22 protein-coding genes, 1 pseudogene and 1 riboswitch are annotated in these 24,610 nt (G+C 68.0%); of the genes and pseudogenes, 13 read left to right on the top strand and 10 right to left on the bottom strand.

Annotated elements, in window-relative coordinates; all coding sequences use genetic code 11:
* Positions 1-104: 104 nt before the first annotated feature.
* Positions 105-974, top strand: a complete 870-nt coding sequence (locus QFZ61_RS05015; protein ID WP_307033870.1) for a DUF4031 domain-containing protein — start codon at positions 105-107, stop codon at positions 972-974.
* Positions 975-993: 19 nt separating this feature from the next.
* On the opposite strand, the gene QFZ61_RS05010 is transcribed toward QFZ61_RS05015, so the two are convergent.
* The 3 genes from QFZ61_RS05010 to QFZ61_RS05000 all read right to left on the bottom strand — a co-directional run bounded on the left by QFZ61_RS05010 (position 994) and on the right by QFZ61_RS05000 (position 2,587).
* Positions 994-1,482 carry an SRPBCC domain-containing protein gene (locus QFZ61_RS05010; RefSeq protein WP_307033868.1) on the bottom strand — a complete coding sequence of 163 codons (489 nt, stop codon included), beginning with the start codon at positions 1,480-1,482 and terminating at the stop codon, positions 994-996.
* 41 nt (positions 1,483-1,523) lie between these two features.
* Positions 1,524-1,925: a YccF domain-containing protein gene (locus QFZ61_RS05005; protein ID WP_307033866.1), complete on the bottom strand. Its 402-nt coding sequence runs from the start codon at positions 1,923-1,925 to the stop codon at positions 1,524-1,526.
* A 116-nt stretch (positions 1,926-2,041) separates the two neighbouring features.
* Positions 2,042-2,587 (bottom strand): YceI family protein, encoded by a 546-nt coding sequence (locus QFZ61_RS05000; RefSeq protein ID WP_307033864.1) that lies wholly within the window; start codon positions 2,585-2,587, stop codon positions 2,042-2,044.
* Positions 2,588-2,802: 215 nt separating this feature from the next.
* On the opposite strand from QFZ61_RS05000, the gene QFZ61_RS04995 reads away from it, so the two are divergent.
* A complete protein-coding gene (locus QFZ61_RS04995; RefSeq protein ID WP_307033862.1) occupies positions 2,803-3,894 on the top strand; it encodes a metallophosphoesterase in 1,092 nt (363 codons plus the stop codon).
* Positions 3,895-3,955: 61 nt separating this feature from the next.
* Here QFZ61_RS04995 and QFZ61_RS04990 read toward each other — a convergent pair whose 3' ends face one another.
* Entirely contained in the window at positions 3,956-4,555 is a 600-nt protein-coding gene (locus QFZ61_RS04990) for a phosphoribosylanthranilate isomerase (RefSeq protein ID WP_307033860.1), read from the bottom strand.
* A gap of 84 nt (positions 4,556-4,639) precedes the next feature.
* Between QFZ61_RS04990 and QFZ61_RS04985 the strand changes: the two genes are divergently transcribed.
* The 5 genes from QFZ61_RS04985 (at position 4,640) to QFZ61_RS04965 (ending at position 8,086) form a co-directional block, all read left to right on the top strand.
* The gene (locus QFZ61_RS04985; protein WP_307033858.1) at positions 4,640-5,248 is read left to right on the top strand and encodes a HutD family protein; all 609 of its coding nucleotides are present in this window, start codon (positions 4,640-4,642) and stop codon (positions 5,246-5,248) included.
* 161 nt (positions 5,249-5,409) lie between these two features.
* A riboswitch (guanidine-III (ykkC-III) riboswitch) is annotated at positions 5,410-5,475 on the top strand.
* An 11-nt stretch (positions 5,476-5,486) separates the two neighbouring features.
* Positions 5,487-5,810 (top strand): multidrug efflux SMR transporter, encoded by a 324-nt coding sequence (locus QFZ61_RS04980; RefSeq protein ID WP_307033856.1) that lies wholly within the window; start codon positions 5,487-5,489, stop codon positions 5,808-5,810.
* Complete coding sequence (locus QFZ61_RS04975; protein ID WP_373427130.1) at positions 5,810-6,229, top strand: multidrug efflux SMR transporter; 420 nt, start codon at positions 5,810-5,812, stop codon at positions 6,227-6,229. The genes QFZ61_RS04980 and QFZ61_RS04975 overlap by 1 nt, the downstream gene beginning before the upstream one ends.
* A 176-nt stretch (positions 6,230-6,405) precedes the next feature.
* The gene (locus QFZ61_RS04970) at positions 6,406-7,425 is read left to right on the top strand and encodes an aldo/keto reductase (protein WP_307033854.1); all 1,020 of its coding nucleotides are present in this window, start codon (positions 6,406-6,408) and stop codon (positions 7,423-7,425) included.
* 10 nt (positions 7,426-7,435) lie between these two features.
* On the top strand, positions 7,436-8,086 hold the full coding sequence (locus QFZ61_RS04965; RefSeq protein WP_307033852.1) for an MBL fold metallo-hydrolase: 651 nt from the start codon (positions 7,436-7,438) through the stop codon (positions 8,084-8,086).
* A 106-nt stretch (positions 8,087-8,192) separates the two neighbouring features.
* Here QFZ61_RS04965 and QFZ61_RS04960 read toward each other — a convergent pair whose 3' ends face one another.
* The 3 genes from QFZ61_RS04960 to QFZ61_RS04950 form a co-directional block, all read right to left on the bottom strand.
* Positions 8,193-10,091 carry a DEAD/DEAH box helicase gene (locus tag QFZ61_RS04960; protein WP_307033850.1) on the bottom strand — a complete coding sequence of 633 codons (1,899 nt, stop codon included), beginning with the start codon at positions 10,089-10,091 and terminating at the stop codon, positions 8,193-8,195.
* Positions 10,092-10,408: 317 nt separating this feature from the next.
* A complete protein-coding gene (locus QFZ61_RS04955; protein WP_307033848.1) occupies positions 10,409-11,821 on the bottom strand; it encodes an MFS transporter in 1,413 nt (470 codons plus the stop codon).
* Between the two features lie 79 nt (positions 11,822-11,900).
* A complete protein-coding gene (locus QFZ61_RS04950) occupies positions 11,901-12,929 on the bottom strand; it encodes an Lrp/AsnC family transcriptional regulator (protein WP_307033846.1) in 1,029 nt (342 codons plus the stop codon).
* Positions 12,930-13,090: 161 nt separating this feature from the next.
* Here QFZ61_RS04950 and QFZ61_RS04945 point away from each other — a divergent pair, with 161 nt between their 5' ends.
* Both QFZ61_RS04945 and QFZ61_RS04940 read left to right on the top strand, forming a co-directional pair.
* Positions 13,091-14,347, top strand: coding sequence for a M20 family metallopeptidase (locus tag QFZ61_RS04945; RefSeq protein WP_307033844.1), 1,257 nt, complete (start codon positions 13,091-13,093; stop codon positions 14,345-14,347).
* 19 nt (positions 14,348-14,366) lie between these two features.
* Positions 14,367-15,657, top strand: a pseudogene (locus QFZ61_RS04940) (MFS transporter).
* Positions 15,658-15,768: 111 nt separating this feature from the next.
* On the opposite strand, the gene QFZ61_RS04935 reads toward QFZ61_RS04940, so the two are convergent.
* Positions 15,769-17,043 carry an MFS transporter gene (locus tag QFZ61_RS04935; protein WP_307038012.1) on the bottom strand — a complete coding sequence of 425 codons (1,275 nt, stop codon included), beginning with the start codon at positions 17,041-17,043 and terminating at the stop codon, positions 15,769-15,771.
* A 111-nt stretch (positions 17,044-17,154) separates the two neighbouring features.
* Here QFZ61_RS04935 and trmB point away from each other — a divergent pair, with 111 nt between their 5' ends.
* Positions 17,155-18,078 carry a tRNA (guanosine(46)-N7)-methyltransferase TrmB gene (trmB, locus tag QFZ61_RS04930; protein ID WP_307033842.1) on the top strand — a complete coding sequence of 308 codons (924 nt, stop codon included), beginning with the start codon at positions 17,155-17,157 and terminating at the stop codon, positions 18,076-18,078.
* Between the two features lie 199 nt (positions 18,079-18,277).
* Positions 18,278-19,096, top strand: coding sequence for a DUF1206 domain-containing protein (locus QFZ61_RS04925; RefSeq protein ID WP_307038009.1), 819 nt, complete (start codon positions 18,278-18,280; stop codon positions 19,094-19,096).
* Between the two features lie 72 nt (positions 19,097-19,168).
* Here QFZ61_RS04925 and QFZ61_RS04920 read toward each other — a convergent pair whose 3' ends face one another.
* Positions 19,169-19,837 (bottom strand): anti-sigma factor, encoded by a 669-nt coding sequence (locus QFZ61_RS04920; protein WP_307033841.1) that lies wholly within the window; start codon positions 19,835-19,837, stop codon positions 19,169-19,171.
* Complete coding sequence (locus tag QFZ61_RS04915) at positions 19,834-20,334, bottom strand: sigma-70 family RNA polymerase sigma factor (RefSeq protein WP_307033839.1); 501 nt, start codon at positions 20,332-20,334, stop codon at positions 19,834-19,836. Before QFZ61_RS04915 ends, QFZ61_RS04920 begins: the two co-directional genes overlap by 4 nt.
* 153 nt (positions 20,335-20,487) lie before the next feature.
* Between QFZ61_RS04915 and QFZ61_RS04910 the strand changes: the two genes are divergently transcribed.
* Together QFZ61_RS04910 and QFZ61_RS04905 are read left to right on the top strand one after the other, a co-directional pair.
* Positions 20,488-21,063: a hypothetical protein gene (locus QFZ61_RS04910; RefSeq protein WP_307033837.1), complete on the top strand. Its 576-nt coding sequence runs from the start codon at positions 20,488-20,490 to the stop codon at positions 21,061-21,063.
* A 131-nt stretch (positions 21,064-21,194) separates the two neighbouring features.
* Complete coding sequence (locus QFZ61_RS04905; protein WP_307033835.1) at positions 21,195-24,602, top strand: DEAD/DEAH box helicase; 3,408 nt, start codon at positions 21,195-21,197, stop codon at positions 24,600-24,602.
* The last annotated feature ends 8 nt before the right edge of the window (positions 24,603-24,610 follow it).

Raw genomic sequence — 24,610 nt, 5'->3', positions numbered from 1 at the left:
CGAACATTCTAGGCCGCATTTGCGCCACTTAAGGTCCCTGGGCCCCGCATTGTCGGTTTTACATCGGTCCTTACGTCCTGAGGGTCACCTCGTAGACTGCCGGTATGGCCATCTACCTTGATCCGCCCCTGTGGCCCGCACACGGAACGCACTTTTCCCATCTCGTCTCGGACACCTCGCTCGAGGAGCTGCACTCCTTCGCGCGGGCCGAGGGCATCCCGGAGCGGGCCTTCGACGGGGACCACTACGACGTCGCCGAGTCCCGTTACGCTGCTCTGGTGGCCGCCGGCGCCGTGCCCGTCGAGGGCCGTGTCCTGGTCCGGAAGCTCATTGCCAGCGGGTTGCGGATTCCGGCACGGCGGCGCAGTGGTTCACTGAAACTGCCGTTGCTGACCCGGTGGAATGAGGTCCTGCCGGGCCACGATGCGCTCTTCCTGGATCTGTTGGACCGCTGGGGTGAGGAGCATCGGAACTACCACGGCCGAACCCACCTGCTCGCCGTGCTGGAAGCCCTTGACCTGCTCACCGCGCCCGCAGCCCCGCCCCGGTCGGTGCTGCTAGGCGCCTGGTTCCACGACGCCGTTTACCGTGGCGTCGCCGGTGAGGACGAGGAGGAGTCGGCCCGGCTGGCGGAGGACCGGCTGGCGCACGCCGGGCTTCCCGCCGAGGAGGTTTACGAGGTGGCCCGGCTGGTGCGGATGACGGCGGACCACCGGCCGGATGCCGGCGATGAAGCCGCCGCCCTCCTCAGCGACGCAGATCTCTCGGTCCTGGGTGGCGATCCGACAGCCTACGCCCGCTACCTCGCGGCCGTCCGGATAGACTTTGCGCACATCGGCGACGCCGATTTCGCCGCAGGGCGCGCCGCCGTCGTGCGCCAACTGCTGGAACTGGACCCGCTGTTCCACACCCTGCGCGGCCGCGCACTCTGGCAGGACGCCGCCCGGCGGAACCTGCACGCCGAACTCGGCTGAACCCGTTCCCGCTTGTCTCTTACGCCTGCCGGCGGAGGTGTTCAGCGAGGCGGTCGAAGGACTCACGCCAGCCGGTGCCATTGCTGTCCCGGTCCGCTACGGATTCGAAGGGACCCTGCGTAAACGTCATCCGGGTGCCGCCGTCGATCTCCTCCAGCCGGAAAGCGACCTCCGTTTCGACCCCGCGGGTGCCGTCCGGCTTGTCCCACGCGTGGGTGAAGATGAACAGGTTCGGCGGTTCGATGTCAGTGTGGATGCCGCTCCACCAGAGTTCCTGCCCGGTGGCGTCCTGGACCATGCAGGCCCGGTAGAAGCCGCCCACCTCCAGGTCGGCGTCGATACTTTCCCGCGGCGTGTGGAAACCGCGCGGTCCCCACCACGCCGGAGCCTGGTCCGGGTCGGTCAGGGCGGACCAAACGGCCGCGATCGGAACCTGGAACTCGCGGGTGATGAGGAGCATGAGCCCCTCGTCGCTGTTTTCTGCCTCCGGCACCACGGACTCCTGCATTGCTGCCTCCCTCGGCCTGGCCGGTCCACGCCCGGCTTGTACTAGCGGTACGTCCCTGCAAACGGCCGGTCGCTGGGCACGATCTGCTTTCCCAACGGCATCAGCGACACCGGGATGAGTTTGAGATTGGCGATGGCCAGCGGGATCCCGACGATGGTTGCCGCCATCGCGACCGCCGTCAGCACGTGGCCGACGGCGATCCAGATGCCTGCCACGAGAAGCCAGATGACGTTGCCCAGCAGTGAGAACACCCCGGTTCCGCCGGGCCGGTCGACCACGGTCCGGCCGAAGGGCCACAGCGCGTAGGAGGCGATTCTGAATGACGCCAGCCCCCACGGAATGGTGACGATCAGGACGCAGCAGATGATGCCGGCGAGAAAGTACCCCAGGGCCAGCCAGAGGCCGCCGAAAACCAGCCAGATGATGTTGAGCAGTGTCTTCATGGCTCCATTGTCCCCCGCTGGTCCGACATCCGGACTAGGGGTTGGCCCTGAATCGCCCCTGAAACAAAGACTGCGGTGCTTTGCCTGCGCGGCAGGCCTGCCGCGCAGGCAAAGTGTCAGGCTTGTTTCACCATGGCCGCTTCGACGCTGATCTTGACTTTGTCACTGACCAAGAGTCCGCCCGCCTCCAGCGCAGCATTCCACGTCAGCCCGAACTCCTTGCGGCTGATGTCCGTCTCAGCGCTGAAACCGGCCCGGGTCGCACCGAACGGATCCACAGCGACGCCGGTGAACTCGACTTCCAGATCCACCGGCTTCGTGACGTCGCGGATGGTGAGGTCGCCGGTCAGCACGTAGTCCTCACCGTCGCCCCGGATGGACGTTGCACGGAACGTCATTTCCGGGTAGTTCTCGACGTCGAAGAAGTCGGGCCCGCGCACGTGGCCGTCGCGGTTGGCATCGCCGGAGTCAAAGCTTGCCGTCTTCACCGTGGCGTGCAGCGTGGCATCGGCGAGCGAATCTCCCACCCGCGCCTCCGCCGTCGCTTCCGTGAACCGCCCCCGGACTTTGCTGATTCCGGCGTGGCGGACACTGAAGCCGACCTCGCTGTGGGACATATCCAGTGTCCAGGTGCCGGGCGTTAATCCTTGGGGCAGGGTCATCGTCATTTCTCCTTTGCGTAGATTGAGGGCCGGGCCGCCGGGGCCTGGAGCCCTCTTCCGCATGCTAGCGAGGAATCCCAAGCGACGATAGGTGTCCGCGGCTGCCCGGCAGTCTCTGGCCTGAGCAGACGCCGCTGGCTTACCCTAGGCCCATGCGCCGATGCGTGCTCAGGTCGTCCGGCCTAGGTGCGAAATTACGTGCGAAACGAGGAAGAGTGGCCGAGTCATCCGCCTCCAGGGGCAGAAGGGCCGTGATCATCGGTGCGCTGATGGCACTGCTGGTGAGTGGCTGCACCCCCGAGACCCCCAAGCCGCCGCCGTCGTCCGATTCGGGTCAAACGCCGGCGCCCTCGGGTTCCAGCCGTTCGCCGTCCAAATCCTCGGCTCCGGAGGAGCCCCCGGTGCTTTTCACCGCGCAGGGGGATATCGGCATCGGCTCCAGCGCCCGCAAGGTGCTCAGCTCAATCGCGAAGATCAAGCCGCAACTCAACCTTGCCCTCGGCGACTTCACCTACGAACCCGGGATCGAACAACAGTTTTGCGACATGGTTACCGAAAAGCTCGGCTCCGAATTTCCGTACCAGCTGGTGGCCGGCAACCACGAGAGTGACGGCCACGACGGGGACATTGCCAACTTCGTCAAGTGCCTGCCCAACCGGCTGCCCGGACTTGAAGGTGAGTACGGTACGCAGTGGTACGTCGACGTCCCGCAGAAAAACCCTCTGGTGCGGATCATCATGGTCTCCCCCGGCATCAAGTTCCGTGACGGCCAGCCGCTGGATTACTCAAAGGACAGCGCGAGGTGGCGCTGGACAGCCGACGCCCTCGACGAGGCAAAGTCGCGAAAGATCCCCTGGACCGTGGTCGGCATGCACACCCCCTGCTTCAACCTGGGAGCCTACGAGTGCCAGCCTGGTGAGGCATTCACCAACATGTTGATCGAGAAGAAGGCGGACCTGGTCCTCAGCGGCCACCAGCACATTTACCAGCGGACCCACCAGCTGGGACTGAGCCGTGACTGCGCGGATGTGGTTCCGGAGTCCTTCTCCCGCCAGTGCCTGGCCGAGACCGATGACACCATGGTCCAGGGCCGCGGCACCGTCTTTGCGGGGGTCGGGATCGGCGGCGTGGGCCTACACGAGGTCCGCGAGGACGACCCGGAAGTCGGCTACTTCGCGGCATGGTCCGGCAAGAACCGGAAGGCGACCTACGGGACCCTGAAAGTCACGGTCACCCGGGACTCGCTGGCCGCAGAGCTGGTTCCGGCGGAGGGAAGCTTCACCGACTCCTTCGAGATCACGCGCTAGCTGCCTGGCCGCTTTTGGTTGTTGCAGTGGCCGCGGTGGCGCAAGCCGCCACGGCTGCATGCTAGGTGCCCTTGGCCGCCTTGACGAACGCGGAGATTTTCGTGAGGTCCTTGACGCCCCGGGACTGCTCGACGCCGGACGAAACATCAACACCCCAGGCTCCGGCCGCCCCCGCGGCCTGGGCCACGGTGTCGGGGTCCAGGCCGCCGGCGAGCAACCACTTCCGGCCCTCAAGTCCGAGATCGCGGACCGAGGCGTAGTCCCAGGCCTCACCGGATCCGGGCACCGCCGCATCGATGAGCAGCTGGTCCTCTCCCCAGTCGGCAAAGGACTCCGGCGCCGACGCCATGCTGATGGCCCGGATAAGTTTGAGCCCTGCACTGTGCACCGTCCGGACGTCCGCGGGGGTCCGGTCGCCGTGCAGCTGCACCCATTCCAGCCCGGCCTCCTGGGCGGCCGCGACGGCGTCGGCGGTGGGCTCATCCCGGAAAACGCCCACCGCGGGCAGCCCCGCCGGTACCCCGGCCAGGAGTTCCCGGGCATGTTCTGGTGACACCTGGCGGGCACTGCGCGTCAGCACCAGGCCAACGGCGTCCGCGCCGGCGTCGACGGCGGCCTGCACTGCTTCGGGCGTACTGAGGCCGCACACTTTGACGAACATTCCGGCTCCCTATAAAGCTTGTTGTTCCTTGACGTTAGCAAGACCGCCGCGCCCGCACCGAAATTACGCGGTTAAGCTGGGGCGATGGAGATCATCCGCTATGCCGAGCTCAAACCCCGTCCGTGGCGCAACGGCGGCGGCGCGACCCGCGAACTGGCCCGGTTCCCGGCGCCCGCCCAGCGTGCGGCGGATGAAAGCTGGGACTGGCGCGTCAGCATTGCCGACGTCACCAAGGCCGGCGCGTTTTCCAGCTTTCCGGGGATGGAGCGTGTGCTCACCGTGGTTGAGGGCGAACTGCTGCTTCTTACCGTCGACGGCGCCGAGCATCCGCTGGAGAGATACCGGCCGTTCCGGTTTACCGGCGACGCCGAGGCAGCCGGGGCCCTGCCGACTGGTGACATCCGGGATCTGAACGTCCTGACCCGGGCCGGTGTCTTCAAGGGCTACACGTCCATCATCGAGCTCTCCAAGAAACGTCCCCATCCGGTCTTCGGCGGCCAGTTCGGGATCCTGCTGCAGGGCCAGGCCACCGTCAGCGCGGCCGCCAGCAGTGGCGGCGGCGCGGGCAGCAGTGCCGGCGGCGCAGAGCCGCTCAACCGATACGACGCCGTCGTCGGCTCCGACACTGAAACACCGGAAATCCTGGGCCGCGGTTTCCTGGCCGTCGTGTCGATCGACCCCGTCAAGGACTAAACCCCGGTACCCCGATCGACGGCTCCACAAGTGCCGTTGCCAGCCCTCAAAACGGCCGTTCCGGGGCCCTCGATGGGCTCTGGGTGGGGCGGGGCTGGTCGGTACCGCTCGACGGCGGTTCCCCGGGTTCGTCTCTCCGCGAGGGCGTTGCTACGCTGAAAGCAAGACCGCTGCTCGCGGTCTCCGGACGACGGTTCAGTACCCGGCACGCGACAAGACTGGCCAAAGGATCTGTGTCATGTCGTGGTTGATTCTCATTTTGTCCGGATCGCTGGAAGCCGTGTGGGCTGCAGCGCTGCACCGGACCTCACAGGCGCCGGGCCGCCGCCGGATTGCGCCGGCCGCCATCTTCCTTGTCTCCGTCCTGGCCAGCACGGGCGGCCTCGCCATCGCCATGCAGTCCATCCCGACCGGCACCGCGTACGCCGTCTGGGTGGGTGTCGGCGTCGTGCTGACCTCCGCCTATGCCATGGCCACCAAGGTGGAGCCGGCGACCGCCGGGCGGATCCTGCTGCTGGGCGGGATCGTGGCCTGCGTGGCCGGCCTGAAGCTGGTGGCGTAATGGCACCGAGCCAGACACCGGAAGTCGCCGGCCAGGCGCCGAAACCCGCCACTAACTCAACTGCCTTGGCGTGGCTCATCCTGCTAGCCTCCGCGGTGTTGGAGGCGGTCTGGGCCACGGCCCTGGGCCTGTCCGATGGCTTTTCCCGGCCACTGCCGACTCTGGTCTTCGGCGTGTCTGCGACCCTGAGCATGGTGGGACTCGGCCTGGCGGTGCGAAGCATCCCGCTCGGCACCGCTTACGCCGTCTGGGTGGGAATCGGAGCGGCCCTGACGGTCGGCTGGGCGATGGCGACCGGCGTCGAGCCTGCGAGTCCCCTGAAGCTACTCTTCATCGCCGGGATCGTGGGCTGCGCGGCCGGGTTGAAGCTGCTTCCGTCCGGCGATCCGGCAGCCGGTGCGACGCTCCCGCCCGGTTAGTTAGAACCTGCGGGCCGGATGCGGGCCGACACGCCGTGGTTTCGGCCCTAACCGGGCAGAAACCGGCCGGTAACTGGGCAGGAGCGCGGGACGGCTGCCCGACGCGCCGGAATACCGGAGCGCCCGCCGGGGTTCTTGGCTGGTAAACCCGTGCAGCAACGACAGGAGACCCACCCATGACGGCAGCTTCAGTCCACCTCGGCGACGGCCTCAGCGTCAGCCCCCTCGGGTTCGGCGGCATGGCCCTGACCCCGGTGTATGGCGAGGTCGACCCCGCCGAGGCGCTGGCCACCCTGCACCACGCCGTCGACGCCGGCATGACCTTCATCGACACGGCGGACATTTACGGCGATGGCAGCAACGAGGAACTGATCGCGCAGCTGCTCAAGGAGCGCCGCGGTGAGGTGCAGTTGGCCACCAAGTTCGCCCTGGTGGGAACACCGTCCAAGGGCTATTCGGACATCCGCGGTGACGCCGCCTACGTGAAGCAGGCAGTGGACCGCAGCCTGCAGCGCCTGGGCGCCGACACCATCGACCTGTACCACATGCACCGCCGTGACCTCCGCGTTCCGATTGGGGAAACCGTGGAGGCCATGGCGGGGCTGGTGCAGGCCGGCAAGGTGCGGCACCTGGGCCTGTCCGAGGTGACGGCCGAGGAACTGCGCGAGGCTAGCAAGGTCCACCCGATCGCCGCAGTGCAGAGCGAGTGGTCCATCTGGAGCCGGGACGTGGAGCGCCACGTGGTCCCGGCCGCGGTCGAACTTGGTGTGGGCTTCGTGCCGTACTCGCCGCTCGGCCGGGGATTCCTCACCGGCACGGTCGACGCGTCAAAGCTGGGCAGTGACGACTTCCGCCGCAACATCCCGCGTTTTGCCGCCACCGCACAGGACGCCAACCAGGCGGTCGTCGCCGCGATCCAGTCGGTTGCCGCTGAGCTCAGCAGCCCCGGACATGCCGCGACGCCGGCCCAGGTGGCGCTGGCGTGGCTGCTCGCGCAGGGCCGCAAGCTGGGGCTGCCCGTGGTGCCGATCCCCGGCACGCGCAAGGCGGCTCGGATCGACGAGAACCTCGGCGCCCTCGCCCTGGACCTGACCGCGGCGCAACTGGAACGGCTCGACGCCGCCGCGGACGCCGTCGTCGGTTCCCGCGCCGCTGACCCGAACTGGGTCTCGCAAGGCCGCGAACAGTCCTCCTAGACTGATGCCCATGGACTCACTTATGCACTCGCTCCGGGACATCACCATCCGCAGGATTTCGGTCAGCGAGATGGACAACAACGTGTACCTGCTCACCGCCAAGGCCTCCGGCGCGCAACTCCTGATCGATGCGGCCGATGACCTGGCCGCCATCCAGGGGCTGCTGGCGGACGCCGCCGCGGACACGAATGCCGTGCCGAAGCTGGCGCTGATCGCCACCACCCACCAGCACTGGGACCATGTCCGGGCGCTGCCGGGTCTGGTGGAGGCGACCGGCGCGAAGACGGCGGCCGGGACGGACGATGCCGCGGAGCTGCCGGTGAAAGTCGATGTACTGCTGGATCACGGCGACGTCGGCAACTTCGACGGGTTCGACGTGACGGCGGTGCACCTGCGCGGGCATACCCCCGGCTCGGTTGCCCTGGTGTACCAGGACCCGGAGGGACCGGCGCACATCTTCTCCGGCGACTCGCTGTTTCCGGGGGGCGTGGGCAACACGCAGCAGGATCCGGAGCGGTTCGCCCAGCTGCTCTCCGACGTGACTGAGCGGCTGTTCGACGTCTATCCGGATGACACTGTGGTGCACCCGGGCCACGGCAAGCCGACCACCCTCGGCGCGGAACGCCCGCACCTGGAAGAGTGGCGCGCCCGCGGCTGGTAAGGCTGTGCAGAATCCGCTACGGATCCGGACGGCCGCTACGGGGATCCCCGTAGCGGCCGTCCGTTTCCGTAGCGCCAGCTATTTTGCCTAGCGCAAGACCGGAGCCTTAGCGGCTGCGGCGTTCGTTGGACGCCGGGGCGGACGCGCGGCGGGGGCCGCCGCTGCGTGCCGGACGGCCTTCGCCGGAGCGGCCGTTGCCGCCGCCGGCGTAGGAGCCGCCCGAGGTTCCGCCGGTGTTGGAGGACCACACCGGGGCGGACCCGCCGGACTTGGCGCCTGCGGCTGCACGCTGGCCCGTTGCCGGGCGTCCGCCGCGCTGGCCGCCAGCTGCCGAGCCGCCGCGCGGCGCAGAGCCGGAGCGGGGCGCAGAGCCGGAGCGGGGCGCAGAACCGGTGCGCGGAGCGCCGGTGCGGGAATCGGTGCGGCCGTCGGCTGCCCGGCCGTCGGAACCGCGTCCGGCAGCGGGACGGCCCCCGGCGGCGGGTACGTCGTTGTGGTGAGCGTAGGCAGTGGCACGGCCGCGGCCACGGGCGTTGCGGCGTTCGGCGCGCTGGGCGTCGGCCCGGTCCTGGTTCTGCTCGATGACGCGGTCCGCGGCGTTGCGGGCAGCGGCCTGGCCTTCGTAGGCCACGGCGCGGCGCTCAGCGCGGGGAAGATCCGTGCGGGGAGCTTCGGCGGAAACCCGGCCGCGTCCGCCGCGTCCGCCCCGGCCACCCGCGGTGGGGGCAGCCTGGTGGCGGGCCCGCTTGCGCTCAGCGTTGGCCCCGGTGGAGGTGCCTCCGCCCTGGTTGGACTTGGCTGCCAGCAGCGCGGCGCGGGTGCGCGGATCGATCTTGTCGGCCATTTCGCCCACGAGTTCGGCGACCAGCGGCGAGTTGGCGGTGACGCGCTCGAAGCTGACGTCGACGCCGGCAGCCTTCATCAGCTTCTTGACGTCGGACTGCTGCTCCGGGAGGGTCAGCGTGACGACGGTGCCGTCGGAACCGGCCCGGGCGGTGCGGCCCGAGCGGTGCAGGTAGGCCTTGTGCTCGGTGGGCGGGTCCACGTGGATGACCAGTTCGACGTCGTCGACGTGGACACCGCGGGCCGCGACGTCGGTGGCGACCAGGACGCGGACCTCGCCCGAGGAGAACTCGGCGAGGTTGCGGTCACGGGCGTTCTGCGAAAGGTTGCCGTGCAGGTCGACGGCGGGGATGCCGGCGTCGGTCAGCGTCTTGGCCAGCTTGCGGGCGTGGTGCTTGGTGCGCATGAACAGCACACGGCGGCCGGCACCCGAGGCGAGCTCGACGATCAGCTGCTTCTTGACGGTCTGGTCGTTGACCACGAGAACGTGGTGCTCCATGGTGGTGACCGCAGCCTGTGACTCGTCGACCGCGTGGGTCAGCGGATTGGAGAGGTAGCGCTGGACGATCTTGTCCACGCCATTGTCCAGGGTGGCCGAGAACAGCAGGCGCTGGCCCTGGCTGGGGGTCATGTCCATGAGCTTCTTGACCACGGGGAGGAAGCCGAGGTCCGCCATGTGGTCGGCCTCATCCAGGACAGTAATCTCAACGCCCTCAAGGGTCAGGACCCGCTGGCGGATCAGGTCCTCCAGGCGGCCCGGGCAGGCGATGACGATGTCGACGCCGGCGCGCAGGGCCTTTTCCTGGCGGGCCTGGGAGATGCCACCGTAGATCACGGTGGTGTTCAGGCCCATGGCCTTGGCCAGCGGCTCGATGGTGGCGTTGATCTGGGTGGCCAGTTCGCGGGTCGGTGCGAGGACCAGACCCATCGGGCGGCCGGGCTTGCGGAAGTGCTTGGCTTCGCGCTCGGCGAGCCGGGCGACCAGCGGGATGGCGAAGGCGATGGTCTTGCCGGAACCGGTGCGGCCGCGGCCCAGGACATCGCGTCCGGCCAGGGTGTCCGGCAGGGTCTTGACCTGAATGGGGAACGGTTCGGTGATCCCCTGGGCGGTGAGGGTTTCGGCGAGAGCCTTGGGCGTGCCGAGGGCAGCAAAAGTAGTCATGTGTTTTGAAGGTCTTTCAGGCGGTATCCGTGCGGATATCGGCCCCCGGCGCCGGTTGGACCAGGGGTTCGCCGAAGAAAAGTCAGGTGATCAACCGGGCTGTCCGCAAGCTTTGCGGGCGGCTGGGACCAAATAGAACGCGTTCATCGACGCAGGATGTGCCTCTCACATGAAAAAATCCCACTCCCTGAACGGAATCCGTAAGGAATCCAGCAGGCGAACCGGTTGATGGACCGGGCCGGTCATTCAAGACCAAAGTGGGCATCACTGCACATCAAGTTCCCCCAGTCTATCATCTGCGGGAGCCCTCTCGTTTCCTAGCCGCCCTCCCTGGGCCCGGACACCCGCGGTGCGACGAGGACGCCGACGACGCCGATCGCGGCAGTAAGCGCAAAGACCCCGGCGAAGGGGGCCGCGCCGGCCCATGTGGCGAACGCGGCGAAGACGATCCCGGTGGCCGCGAGCGCCAGCGCGCCGCCGAGTGAATCGGAGATGGACATCGCGGAGCTGTTGAACCCTTCGGTGTCTTTGGTGGATAGCGCTAGGGTCATCACGCTGAGCCTGGCGTACATCAGCCCCATGCCGCCGCCGGCGAAGATCCAGCCGATGATCGCGACGGCGGCCGGCCACCCCAGCAGCGTTGTCAGCAGGGCGAGGACGACGGCGCCGAGCACCAGGACTGAACCGATCCGGATTGCCTTTCGGTGATCCAGCCGGGAACCGAGCTTGCCCTGGACGGCCGAGGCCGCAGCCCAGGCCACGGCGCCGCCGGTGAGCGTGAGGCCGGCGAACGTCGGGGCGAAGGCGTAACGCTCCACCAGCAGGTAGGGCAGATACACCTCGGCGCCGAAGAAGGCGGCTGCAGCCAGCCCGCGGGTCAGGATGACGCTTGGCAGCCCGCGCCGGGCGGTCAATGTTCCGGGGGGTATCAGGGGACGGACCGCCACGAGCGCTACGGCGATGGCGGCCGCAGCGAGGAACCCGCCGGACGGTCCCGGCAGCTTGGCGGACAGGTTCAGGCCCAGCACGGCAGCCGCGGCGAGCGCCGCCAGGGCCAGCTTCACGGCGCCGCCCGGTCCGGGGGCAGCCGCGGGGGCGTCGGCCGGCCGTTCGCCCGTTCCCCGCAGCCCGCGCAGCGCGGGGGCGGTCAGGAGCAGTGCCGGCAGCACCAGCCCGACCACGCCGAGGAAGACCCACTGCCAGCCCGCCACCTGCGCCACGAGCCCGGCAGCGAACGGGCCGACGAGGGACGGTATGACCCAGGCCGCGGAAAAGGCGGCAAAGATTTTTGGATGCAGCACCGGCGGGTAGACCCGGGCCACCACAACGTACAGGGCCACGGTCAACCCTCCCCCGCCCAGTCCCTGGACGAGCCGCCCGGCCACCAGAGCCGGCATGGTCGGCGCAGTTCCGGCGATGAGCAGGCCCAGCACGAAGACTCCGACGGCGGTCAGGAGCGGCGCCACTGGTCCTCTTCGATCCGACCATCCCCCGCACGCCACCATGCCGATCACCCCGGTGGCGAGGGGTCCGGCGAAAGCCAGGGCATAGAGCCCGGCACCGTCCAGTTCCCGGCTGACCACCGGCATGATGGTGGTCACGGCCAGCGATTCGAAGGCGGCCAGGAATACCAGCGCGCACGCGCCCAGCGTCACCAGCAGGTAACTGCGGTGGAAGATGCCGGCGGCCTCCGGGGCAAGGTCCGGGCCGGACTGCGGACGAGCAGGCATGGATGAAGCCTAGAGGGACAACACCGCAGGCGGAAACCTGCAGCCCGAGCCGCACGTCCGCGCTCTTGGCGCCGGGAATTCAGCGGGCGGCTTCCAGGCCCTGGGCCGGGACAACGACGGCGCCGCTCGCCCGTGAGTCGGGGTTGAGCATCCAGCCCACCCGCTTAACCGTGCTGAGCATGACGACGCTTTCCACCAGGAGGATCCCGGGCACTTTTTGTTGCAGGGCCAACTCGATATTCATCACATCTGCCAAGGACTGCAGCCACATGATGATGACGAAGTTGGTGGGACCAGTGGTGGAAGCACTGAGCCGGACGTTCCGCATCGTCTTCAGCTGGGCCGCTGCAGCCTCGTGCTGTCCGGCCGGAACGTTGACGAACCACTGGCAAGTGACTGGGAAAGCCGAATACTTCTGCGCGATCTCACACCGGAAAGACAGGATCCCGCTGGCCAGCACGCGGTTGAGTTGCCGTTGCACCGTGGCCGGATGCCTGCCCAGCCCGCGGGCAATCTCCGCCGCGGTCACCCGGCCGTCCCGGGCCAGGTACGGCAGCAGCGCCAAGTGGCTTGCCGGCAGGTCCTGCAGGGCCGGCTGGTCAATTCCGGTGGCCTCGGGTCCGGCCATTTTCCGCACGGCGGCTTCCTGGGCCCGGCTCAGCACGTTCAGCCGCCAAGCCCCGCCGCTGGAGTGCAGCCGGGTGCACAGCGCCGTCTCATATTTGACCAGCCCGCTGATCTCCTTCAGCTTCGACACCACCCGCAAGCTGAAATCGTCCAGCGAGGCCGTGATCACGGTGAGCATGAGGTCCCGGTTGCTGGCGGCCTCCTCCACCGTGACAACCTCCGGCATCTCGGTGAGCCTGGCGGTTACTTCCTGGCGCCGGTTCATCTCGCAGTCCACGGCGACGAACGCCAGGCACATTTGCTGCGGGTCTCCGATCAGGTGCGCGGTAACCCAGGCGGCCCCCGCGGTCCGTAAACGTTCCCAGCGGGCCGCAAGAGTGGTGGCATGGACTCCCAGGACCTCGGCGGCGTCTGCCCAGCTCAGCCGCGGGGCGATCTGCAGCACGTTAATCAGCGCAAGGTCTTCTTCGCTTGGTTCCACAGCGCTTCAACTCTTTCCTGCACGAATCTTGGGCACAGCCGGGTCTTTTGCATTCTTTCAGGCGTTTCCGCCGCTGTGGCTTGCGTCACCTCAGAATAGACCAAGGGGTCGGCCCGACCAAGGGGCGCCCGTATCCAGTACCCACCCGTGGAGGAGAACACGTGTCCATCACCGCAGACGCCCGCGAATTGCAGGCCGACCTCGCCCGGTTCCGGCATGAGCTGCACCAGGAACCGGAAATCGGCCTCGAGCTGCCGCGAACGCAGGAGAAAGTCCTCAAAGAGCTCGACGGACTCGGCTACGAGATCACCCTGGGCGCGGACACGACGTCGGTCACCGCCGTCCTGCGCGGCCAGGCCCCCGGTGCCGCGGAGACCCGCCCGTCGGTCCTTCTCCGCGCGGACATGGACGCTTTGCCCGTCCAGGAGAAAACCGGGGTGGACTTCACCTCCAGGGTGGACGGCGCCATGCACGCCTGTGGCCACGACCTGCACACCTCCATGCTCACCGGAGCCGCGACGCTGCTGGCCGAACAGCGGCACCGGCTGGCCGGCGACGTCGTCCTGATGTTCCAGCCGGGCGAGGAAGGCTTCGACGGTGCCAGCTACATGATCCGCGAGGGTGTACTGGACGCCCCGGGCCGGCGTGTCGACGCCGCCTATGGGATGCATGTGTTCTCTGCGCTGGAGCCGCACGGCACCTTCTGCACCAAACCGGGTGTCATGATGAGCTCCTCCGACGGCCTGACGGTGACCGTGCTGGGCGCCGGCGGGCACGGTTCGGCACCGCACGCGGCCAAGGACCCGGTCACGGTTGCTGCCGAGATGGTGACCGCGCTCCAGGTCATGGTCACCCGCCAGTTCAACATGTTCGATCCGGTTGTTCTGTCTGTGGGGGTCCTGCAGGCCGGAACCAAACGCAACATCATTCCGGAGACCGCCCGCATCGAGGCGACAGTCCGGACGTTTTCCGAGGATTCCCGGCTCAAGATGATGGACGCCGTGCCGCGCCTGCTTAAAGGCATCGCGGCGGCCCACGGTGTCGAGGTCGACGTGAACTACCAGCAGGAATACCCGCTCACCATCACCGACCAGGACGAAACCCACACCGCCGAGGACGTCATTGAAAGCCTCTTCGGGGATACCCGGCTGGCACGTTGGGCCACTCCGCTCAGCGGCTCGGAAGATTTCTCCCGCGTCCTCGCCGAAGTCCCCGGCACGTTCATCGGCCTCAGCGCCGTCGCACCCGGCGTCGACCACGGGACAACCGCGTTCAACCACTCCCCCTATGCCACGTTCGACGACGGCGTGCTGGCAGACGGTGCCGCCCTGTACGCCGAACTCGCCATCTCCCGGCTGGCGTCGCTCGCTGCAGCGGTTCCTTCCGTCGGCGCTGCTGCCGCCTCCACCGATTCCTAGCCCACTCACGGAGAACACCATGACCTCAACCGCGTCCCAGTCCTCGACATCCCGGACATCGACCCGCAAGACGCTCATCGGAACCGGCATCGGCAACGCTGTCGAGTGGTACGACTGGGCCATCTACGCCACTTTCACACCGTTCATCGCCAGCCAGCTCTTCAGCAAAGCCGACCCCGCGTCCGCTGTGCTGTCGACGCTGGCCATCTTCGCCGTCGGCTTCGTTGCCCGCCCCTTCGGCGGGTTCCTCTTCGGCTGGATCGGCGACCGGATCGGCCGGAAGGCGTCCATGACCCTGGCCGTGGGCCTCGCGTCCGTGGGCAGCCTCATGATCGGCATCGCCCCGACCTTCGCGGCAGTGGGCGCGTGGGCATCCTTCCTACTTCTGGTGGCCCGCCTAATCCAGGGCCTGGCGCACGGCGGGGAACTGCCCTCGTCCCAGACCTACCTCTCCGAGATGGCACCCAAGGAACACCGAGGCTTCTGGGCCACCCTGATCTACACCTCCGGCACGGTGGGCATCTTGTTCGGCACCCTCCTGGGAGCGGTCCTGAACATGGCCATGAGCACCGAGGCGATGAACGCCTGGGGCTGGCGAATCCCGTTCCTGCTCGGCGCCGCAATGGGGCTTTACGGACTCATCATGCGGGCTCGGCTGCATGAATCGGATGTCTTCGAAGGTGAAGCGCCCGCGGAGAAGCGCGCGCCGATCTGGCCGCAGATCGTCCGGCACCGCAAGCAGGCCCTGCAGGTCATCGGCCTGACGGTCGGGCTGACGGTGATCTACTACATCTGGGGCGTCGTTGCCCCCAGCTACGCCACCACCGCCCTGAAGATCGACCGCGGCGAGGCCCTGTGGGCAGGCGTAGTGGGCAATATCGTCTTCATTGCCGCGCTGCCCTTTCTGGGGCAAGCTTTCGGACCGCATCGGCCGCAAGAAGGTGCTCTGGGCCGGGGCGATCGGCGCCGGCGTGCTGCATTTTCCGATGACTGCCCTGCTCAAGGATTCCGCCTGGCAGCTGGCGGTGAGCATGTCCGTCATGCTGATCTTTATCGCCGCGAGCGCGGCCATCGTTCCGGCCGTCTACGCCGAACTGTTCCCGACCAGCATCCGCACGGTCGGCGTCGGCGTCCCGTACTCCATCTGCGTGGCGCTGTTTGGCGGAACCGCGCCCTACCTGCAGCAGTGGCTTGGCACCAGCCTGCAGATGCCGCAGCTGTTCAACGTCTACGCCGTGCTGCTCCTGGCCGTGTCCGCCGTCTTCGTCTTCACCATCCCGGAGACCAAAGGCAAGGACCTCACCTTCTAAGCCGACTCCCGGTTGCGCTATCACCGGCCTGCCCGGTTGCGCTATCAGTTGTGGCTGTTCTGGAGGCTCAGAACAGCCACAACTGATAGCGCATCTCTATTTTGGGCAGGGTTAGCCGATGAAACGGTCCTTGCCGGCCCGGTAGCCGAACACGGCGGCCAGGGTTCCGACGCCGAGGAAGAGCACGCCGGCGGCGGCGAAGGTGCCCGTGGACTGGTGCAGCTGGCCGACCAGCAGGGTTCCCACTGAGCCGACGCCGTAGCCCACCCCCTGCATCATGCCGGAGAGGTGGGCAGCGGTGTGCCCGTCGCGGGTCCGCAGCATGATCATGGTGAGCGCCACCGCGGTCAGGCTGCCCTGGCCCAGGCCCAGCAGCCCGGTCCACAGCCAGACCAGGTCCAGCGGGCCGAAGATGCTCAGGGCGAACCCGCCGCCGGTCATCAGCGCCACGACCACGTTGATGGCGCGCTGGTCCCGAAGCCGGGCGGCCAGGGCCGGCGCGAACAGGGAGCCGAGCATCTGCAACAGGATCGATGCGGACACAATCAGGCCCGCCGTGTTGCCGTCGACGCCGCGTTCGCGCAGGATCGGTGCCAGCCAGGCGAAGACGCTGAAGGACATCATCGCCTGGAGCACCATGAAGATCGTCACCTGCCAGGCGATGGCAGAGCGCCACACGTTGACTCCGCCGGCTGCTGCATGCTGCCGTCCGTGCCGCTGCCGCAGCGCCACCGGGAGGAACAGCAGGGCGACGACGGCGGCGGGCAGGGCCCAGAACCACAGGGCCGCGGTCCATTGCCCGGTCGCCTTGAACAGCGGATAGGTGAAGCCGGCGCCGAGGGCCGCGGAGGCGCAGATCGCCGTCGTATACAACCCGCCCATCAGACCAAGGCGGTGCGGGAAATCGCGTTTCACCAGGCCCGGGAGCAGGACGTTACAAAGGGAGATCGCGGCGCCGCAGGCGGCGGTCCCGGCCAGCAGAGCCGGCAAGTGGCCCACGCCGGGGGCCTCCAGCGGCCGGAGCAGCAGGCCCCCGGTCAGGACGGCCATGGCGCCCAGCAGCACCCGTTCGGCGCCGAACCGCCGGGCGAGCACCGGCGCCAGCGGGGCGAACACTCCCAGCAGCGTGACCGGCGCGGTGGTCAGCACAACGACGGCCCAGCCTGGCAGGCCCGCATCAGCTGTCACCTCGGGGAGCACCGCGGCGAAACTGGAGAAGACGCTGCGAAGGTTCAGCCCGATCAGCACCAGGCAGACACCCAGGTAAGCGAGGGCGCGGCGGCTGCCGAGCACGGTGGGTCCCACGGCGGGGACATCATCGATCTCAGCGTCCACCAGTGAATCCGCCCATGGTTCGCGCCGGCTCTCCGGGGCGCTCCCGGGCACGTTGCGGGCGGGTCCGGTCGCGTTCTTTGGTGTTGTCACCGACCCATTCTGGCAGGCGAACGGCGCCGTTCCGAAAGGGAGACGAAGCTGCGCTCCACTATTCTGGAGGTGATGAGTGAATCCCCAGAATCCCCCCAGCCTGCACAGGAACCTCGCCCGGTCACGCCGGGCAGCCAGGCCTCGTTCGGCACCTACGGCGGCAGGCCGGTCAGTTTCGTACGCCGCGGCACCCGGTTGCAAGGCCGCCGCCAGGCCGCGTGGGAGGAGCATTCGGACCGGTGGGCCGTCGAGGTTCCGCGGCACATCGCCAACACTTCCGTGCACCCCGATTACGTGTTCGACGCCGAGGCCGAGTTTGGCCGTAAGGCACCGCTCGTGGTGGAGATTGGCTCGGGGCTGGGTGATGCCGTCTGCCATGCTGCCGAACAGAACCCGGACCGGGACTTCCTGGCCGTCGAGGTCTACACCCCCGGCCTGGCGAACACGCTGATCAAGATCAACAGCCGGGGACTGACGAACGTCCGGGTGGTGGAGGCCAATGCCCCCGAGGTGCTGGCCACCATGCTTCCGGAAGGTTCGGTAACCGAGCTGTGGGTCTTCTTCCCGGACCCGTGGCACAAGTCGCGGCACCACAAGCGGCGCCTGATCCAGCCTGCCTTCGCCGAGCTCGCCGCCCGGGCACTCAAGCCCGGCGGCATCTGGCGGATCGCGACCGACTGGTCCAACTACGCCGTCCACGTCCGCGACGTCCTGGCCGGTTCGGAGGCCTTCGAGAATCTTCATGAGGGTGAGCACAATGGCGACGACAGCCCGCTCACCCAGGTCTGGGAATCCGGTGTGGAGTCCCTGGTCGGCGGAGCGCAGGTCAAGGAGGGCCGGGCGCCGGTCAGCACCGAGCACACCGGTCCCAATGAAGGGGTGGACGACGTCGGCGGCTGGGCTCCGAGATTTGAAGGCCGGATCCTGACCAGCTTCGAAAACAAGGCCCACGAGGCTGGCCGGCTCATTTTCGACCTCTGCTACCGCCGCCGCTGACGCCGGGATCCCGGCAGCGCCGGCCCCGCGGGCCCGGCTGGCCCTCCGCCCCCGGGCCCGGAGGTCCCGTGGGCTTGTCGGGGCCGATGCGCCGGGTTGCTGACGGCCGGAGGATTCGCGTGGCAGGATAACGAAACCATGCACGACTGGCAGAAGCAGTAACGCCAGCGCAACAGCTCAACAGCGCGAGGGACGGGCCATCAAGAAAGAACTCAAGGACGCCGCGGAGGTCGCCGAGGACGTCACTAACTCGAAGCCCCTCGAAATTGCGGCCCGCGCCGGCTTCGCGGTGTCAGGCGTGCTCCATTTCCTCATCGGTCTGGTCGCGATCCGGATCGCGATGGGCGGCGAGGGGCGGGCCGATGTCAGCGGCGCCGTCGAGGAACTGGCCAAGCAGCCGGCTGGCCCGATCCTGTTGTGGAGCGCCTTCGGCGCCTGCCTCGCCCTGGCCATCTGGCAGACCAGCGACGCGGTCTTCGACTTCGAGCACCTGCCCACCAAACGTAAGGTCGGCAGGAAACTCAAAGCAACCCTGCAGGCCGTCGTCTACGCCGGATTTGCGCTCACCCTGGCCTCCGTCGCGATCGGCGCCCATGCAGACCACCGCCGCTCCACCAGCGACCTCACCCTGCAACTGCTGGAGGCCCCCGGCGGGATTCTCCTGCTGATCCTTGTCGGGGCAGCGATCGCCGTGACCGGGGTCGTCTACGCCGTCCGGGGCTTTCGGAAGTCCTTCCTCAAGTACCTGCGTCTGCCCTCCAACCCGACCGCCCACACCGCGGTGACCGTCGCCGGAATCGCAGGCTACGCCGCCAAAGGCGTGGCACTGCTGCTGACCGGACTGCTGATTGTGATTGCCACCATCAAAGCGAACCCGGCCGAGTCCACGGGGCTCGACGGCGGCCTGAAGGCCCTGCGTGACCAGCCGCTCGGCATGTATCTGCTGGCAGCCGTCGGCGCCGGCCTGATCTGTTACGGCATCTTTTTGGCCGTGCGGGCCCGGCTCGCCCGGATGTAACGACTGTCGCCTCTGCTTGGAGGCTGCAGGCACTCACACGGGTGAGTGCCACAGCGTTTTGACGCCGCGGGTTCATCCGTGGGGCACACCGATGACGGCCAGGGTCTGCTGTTGCCCGTTCCGCATCTCGACGCTGGAGATCCGGGCGAGCTGCAGTGGTGTGGCTCCGGTGATCTTGACCTTGCCGCTGGGCGTTGCCGTCCAGGCGCAGGCCCGGTCTTCGCCGCCGTCGTGGTCCCGAACCCACAAGGAGAAGGTGCCGTCCACCGGAAGGCTGCGGCCCTCCACCGACAGCTCGGTCCCCCAGGTTTTCTTAACCATGTCAACAGTGATCTGCAGGCCGTCGTTGACTTGGACGGAGTAGCTGGCGTCCGCTTTGGGGGGCTGGTTGAGCAGCGGCGCGGCCTGGATGCCGAGTCCGAGGCACACCGCGGCGACCGCGGCCAGCGCCGCCGTCCAGCGCCGTCGGACGCTCCGGCGCCGCGCCGCGACCCGGTCCAGCATCCGTCCCGGCAGCGGATCCGGCAGCGCGGCAGCGGGCCCCGGCGCCGCGGCGGTGAGCGCAAGGGCGTCCGCCACCGGGACCGCGTCCAGCAGGGCCGGCAGACTGGCAAGCCGGTCCAGTTCGGTCCTGCAGTCGGAGCATCCGGCCAGGTGGCGTTCGAATTCCGCGGCCTCTTCCAGCGGCAGGCCGCCGAGCAGGTAGGCGCCCAGCAACTGGTGGAGGTCCGGGCTGTTCACTGTTCCACCCCCATTTCGTCGAGCACTGTCCGCAGGGCCCGGATCGCGTAGTGGGCCCGGGACTTCACCGTTCCGGTTGGGATATGCAGATGATCGGATGCCTCCTGGACGGTGAAGCGGCGGTAGTGGAGCGCCACCAGCACGTCCCGGTGCTCGGCGCTGAGGCGAAGCAGCGCCTCCTCCATCAGGACCCGGTTGAGCAGTTCATCAACGCGTTCGGCGGCGCCAACAGGGTCTGCAATATCCCGCTCGGTAGCTTCACGGGGCCGGCGCTGGGCCTTGCGGTAGTTGTCGATCAGAACGTTCCGCGCTGTCCGGAAGAGGTAGCTGCGCAGGCTGCCGGTGATCTGGGGCGCCTGCTGCCACACGCGCAGCACCGTCTCCTGGACGACGTCGTCCGTAAGTTGCGGGTCGTGGCAGACGCCCAGGACGAACCGACGCAGGGCCGTTCCGTGGTCGCGGTAAATCACGGCCACCACGTCTTCGTCCAGCGGCATGCGGCACCTCCCCGGGCTTGGTCCTGCTGCCCATTAGGACGTCCATACCGGCGCAAAAGTTCAACGGGCCGTCCTTGAACCATTCTTCCCCTGCCGCCGTCGTAACAGCTAGCCGGACCGCGAGGTGCCCGGCACCCAGCCAAGGAGCGAAAAATGAACAAGCACTTCGGCATCACCCTGTCCGCCCTGGCCCTCGCCGGCGTTCTGTCCGGGTGCGCGGGCGGCAGCGGCAGCACAACGCCGCCGGCTTCCACGGCCGGCACGACGGCGGGCTCCGCCGCCGCATCCGCTTCGAGTGGCTCTGCCCCGGCCACCTCAGCTGCCGCAGGCGGCAGTGAGTCCGGCACCCCGGCCGCCGCCGTCGACCTTAAAACGGCCGCTACCAAGGCCGGCCCGGCAGTCGTGGACGCCAAGGGCATGAGCGTTTACTTCTATACCAAGGACACGAAGGACTCCGGCACGAGCGCCTGCACGGGCTCCTGCATCGCGGCATGGCCACCGGTACTCAGTGGCTCGGGCACGCCTTCAGCGGACGGGGTGACCGGGAAACTGGGGACTATCAACACACCCGACGGCAAGAAGCAGCTCACCGTCAACGGGATGCCGGTTTACTACTACTTCAAGGACAAGGCCCCGGGCGACATCACCGGCCAGGGAGTCGGCAGCGTCTGGTACCTGGTCAACCCCGCCGGCGACATGATTACGTCCGCAGCCGGGGGCGGCTACTGAGAACGTGCAGCCCGTTCCTGCCGAGCTGGCCGCACGAGGGGCTGAAGGAGGGAGGAAGTACCGAGGGAAGTGAAGGCAGTCCGGGCTGGTTAAGATAGATCAGATGACCAACTGCTGAAAGTAGTGCGCACATGCCTTCCCATCCGGACGAGAGTGCGGCACTGGCGATACAAACCCCCGCTATCAACGACCGCTCGCTCGCGGCCGGGCTCGCCTACGCCATGGGAAGCCGGGTGTCCGGGATTTCCTTCGACGCCGGGACCGGGCTGATGCTTGGAAAGGTCCGCGGCGGCGCCGATGTGCCGTATTCGACCACCGCGAAGCTGGTCCGGAAGGCGGGTGGCTGGAGCTGCAGCGTCGGCGTCTGCAGCTGCCCGATGCGCAAGGACTGCAAGCACGTGGCCGCCCTGCTCTTCGCCGCGGAGGACAACCCGGCCACGCGTGTCCAGCTGCTCGCCCCTGCGGAATCCTCCCGGCTTGCGCGGCAGTCCCAGGCGCTGGACCTCCCGGACTGGGAACAGGCCCTCAGCCCGTTGCTCGCCCGCCCGGGAATCACCCAGTCCACCAACGGCATCCCGCTGGCCCTGCAGTTTGAAATCGAGGAACCGGCCCCGCACTTTTCCTACACGGGACGCCGTGACCCGCTGCGCAGCGTCCGCCAACTCAAGGCCCGGCCGGTCATCATGGGTGCCAAGGGCAAGTGGATCCGCGGCGACGTCTCCTGGAACACCCTCAGCTACCTGAACTACCGGCGCGAGTGCAATGAAGCCCACGTCGAGTGGATGCAGGAATTCCTCGCCTCCCATACGGCACAGGCGAACCGCCAGCACGCCGGAACCGGCCTCTGGCTCGGGCTGAACACCTACGCCGGCAAAAACCTGTGGAGCCTGCTGGCCGGGGCCCGGAAGATCGGCCTGGCCCTGCTCCACGGCCGCGGTGACGAACCGGTGCGGCTGGCCGAGGAACCGGCCGCCGTCGGACTCAATCTCACCCGGTTTGGCGCAGAAGGGGCCGACGACGGCGGGCTGGCGCTTGCGCCGACCATCACCGTGGAGGGCGCCGTCGTCGATCCGTCAGCGGTCGGCACCATCGGCCGGCCCGCGCACGGCATCTTCGTGACCTCCGACGCCGGTGCACTGCCCGGGATGGCACCGGGTGACTCCGCGATTACCCTCGCCCCGCTGGAAAGCGGGCTCAGCGAGGAACTGCTGACCTTTGTCACCGCCGGCACCACGCTGCACATCCCCGCCCGCGATGAGGGACGCTTCCTGACCGGGTTCTACCCCAAGCTGAAACAGACGGCCCGGGTGACGGCCTCCGACGAATCCGTCGAGCTGCCGACCCTGGCCGTGCCTACCTTGTCGCTGCTGGCCAACTACGGCGCGGACCACCGGGTGCGGCTGCACTGGGAATGGCACTACAAATCGGGCACGCTGGTCACGGCGCAGCCGCTCTGGCGGCACCCGGGCGACCACGGCTACCGCGACGATACCGCTGAGGCCCGCATCCTGGAGACGGTCGGCCTGCCCTGGGATGTGGTGCCGAAGCTGGGTGAATCCGCCACCGGCGGCTGGGGCACTCCGCGGCTGGCTGCGTCCGCCGAGCTCAGCGGCCTGGACACACTGGCCTTCACCGAGGAAGTCCTGCCCCGGCTCCGCGACCTTCCGGACGTCTCCGTTGACACGGCCGGTGAGATCGCCGATTACCGCGAGGCCGAGGAAGCCCCGGTGGTGTCCATTTCCACCAAGGCCACGGACCAGCGGGACTGGTTCGACCTGGGCATCCAGATCTCCCTCGAGGGCCAGCCGGTGTCTTTCGCCGCTGTGTTCTCCGCCCTCGCCGCGGGCCAGACCAAGATGCTGCTCCCCAGCGGCGCCTATTTCTCTTTGGACCTGCCCGAGCTGCATCAGCTGCGAGCCCTGATCGAAGAGGCCCGGGAGCTGCAGGACAACAAGGACGCGCCGCTGCAGATCAGCCGCTTCCAGGCCGGTCTCTGGGACGAGCTGGCGCAGCTGGGAATCGTCGATCAGCAGGCCGCAGCCTGGCGTGAAGCCGTCGGCGGCCTGCTGGAAGGCGGGGTCAAGGGGCTTCCGCTGCCGGACACCCTGAACGCCGAACTGCGCCCCTACCAGCTTGAGGGCTTCAACTGGCTCAGCTTCCTCTACCGCCACGGGCTGGGCGGGGTACTGGCCGATGACATGGGTCTGGGCAAGACCGTGCAGGCTCTGGCGCTGATCTGCGCCGCCAAGGTAGCGGCGGAGGCAGCCGACGGCGTGGCGGGCGTGGCCGGTGCCGGCCGGGCGCCGTTCCTGGTAGTGGCGCCCACCAGCGTGGTGGGCAACTGGCAGGCCGAAACCGCACGCTTCGCCCCCGGGCTGACGGTCCGGGCGGTCAGCGAGACGTTCGCCAAGAGCGGGTCGGTGCCGGCCGAGGCGATGGCGGGGGCCGACGTCGTCATCACGTCCTACGCGCTGTTCCGGATCGACTATGAAGCCTACGCGTCGCAGCGGTGGGCCGGGCTGGTGCTGGATGAGGCGCAGTTCGTGAAGAACCACCAGTCCAAGGCCTACCAGTGCGCCCGGAAGCTGCCAGCGGCGTTCAAGCTGGCGATCACCGGCACGCCGCTGGAGAACAACCTGATGGAGTTCTGGGCGTTGACCTCAATCGTCGCCCCCGGGCTCTTCTCCAGTCCGAAGCGCTTCGCCGAGTACTACCAGAAGCCGGTGGAAAAGAACGGCGACCGGGCGCAGCTGGACAAGCTCCGGCGCCGTGTCCGCCCGCTGATGATGCGCCGCACCAAAGAGCAGGTCATCCACGACCTGCCGCCCAAGCAGGAACAGGTCCTCGAAGTGGTGCTCAACCCCCGGCACCAGAAGGTGTACCAGACGCACCTGCAGCGCGAGCGGCAGAAGATCCTGGGCCTGATTGAGGACGTCAACAAGAACCGGTTCACGATCTTCCAGTCGCTGACTCTGCTGCGCCAGCTCAGCCTCGACCCGTCCCTGATCGACCCGTCGCTCTCAGGTGTTCGCTCAAGCAAGCTTGACGTGTTGTTCGAGCAGTTGGAGGACCTGGTTTCCGAGGGCCACCGGGCGCTGATCTTCAGCCAGTTCACCGGCTTCCTGGGCAAGGTCCGCGAGCGGCTCGTCGAGGAAAACATCGAGTTCTGCTACCTCGACGGCAGCACCCGCAACCGCTCCGACGTCGTCAACGAGTTCAAGAACGGCGCCGCGCCGGTGTTCCTGATCAGCCTCAAGGCCGGCGGCTTCGGCTTGAACCTGACCGAGGCGGACTACGTGTTCCTGTTGGATCCGTGGTGGAACCCGGCCTCGGAGGCCCAGGCGGTGGACCGGACGCACCGGATCGGCCAGGCCCGCAACGTGATGGTGTACCGGCTCGTCGCCAAGGACACGATCGAGGAAAAGGTCATGGCGCTGAAGGCCAAGAAGTCCCAGCTGTTCGCCGACGTGATGGAAGGCGACGCCCTCTCCGGCGGGACGCTGACGGCGGAGGACCTGGCCGGGTTGTTCACCGACTAGCCGTACAG

It is taken from the genome of Arthrobacter sp. B3I4 (assembly GCF_030816855.1).
Taxonomy (GTDB): Bacteria; Actinomycetota; Actinomycetes; order Actinomycetales; family Micrococcaceae; genus Arthrobacter.
The sequence above is the reverse complement of the archived record's forward strand: the minus strand, read 5'-3'. Positions and strand labels throughout refer to the sequence as shown.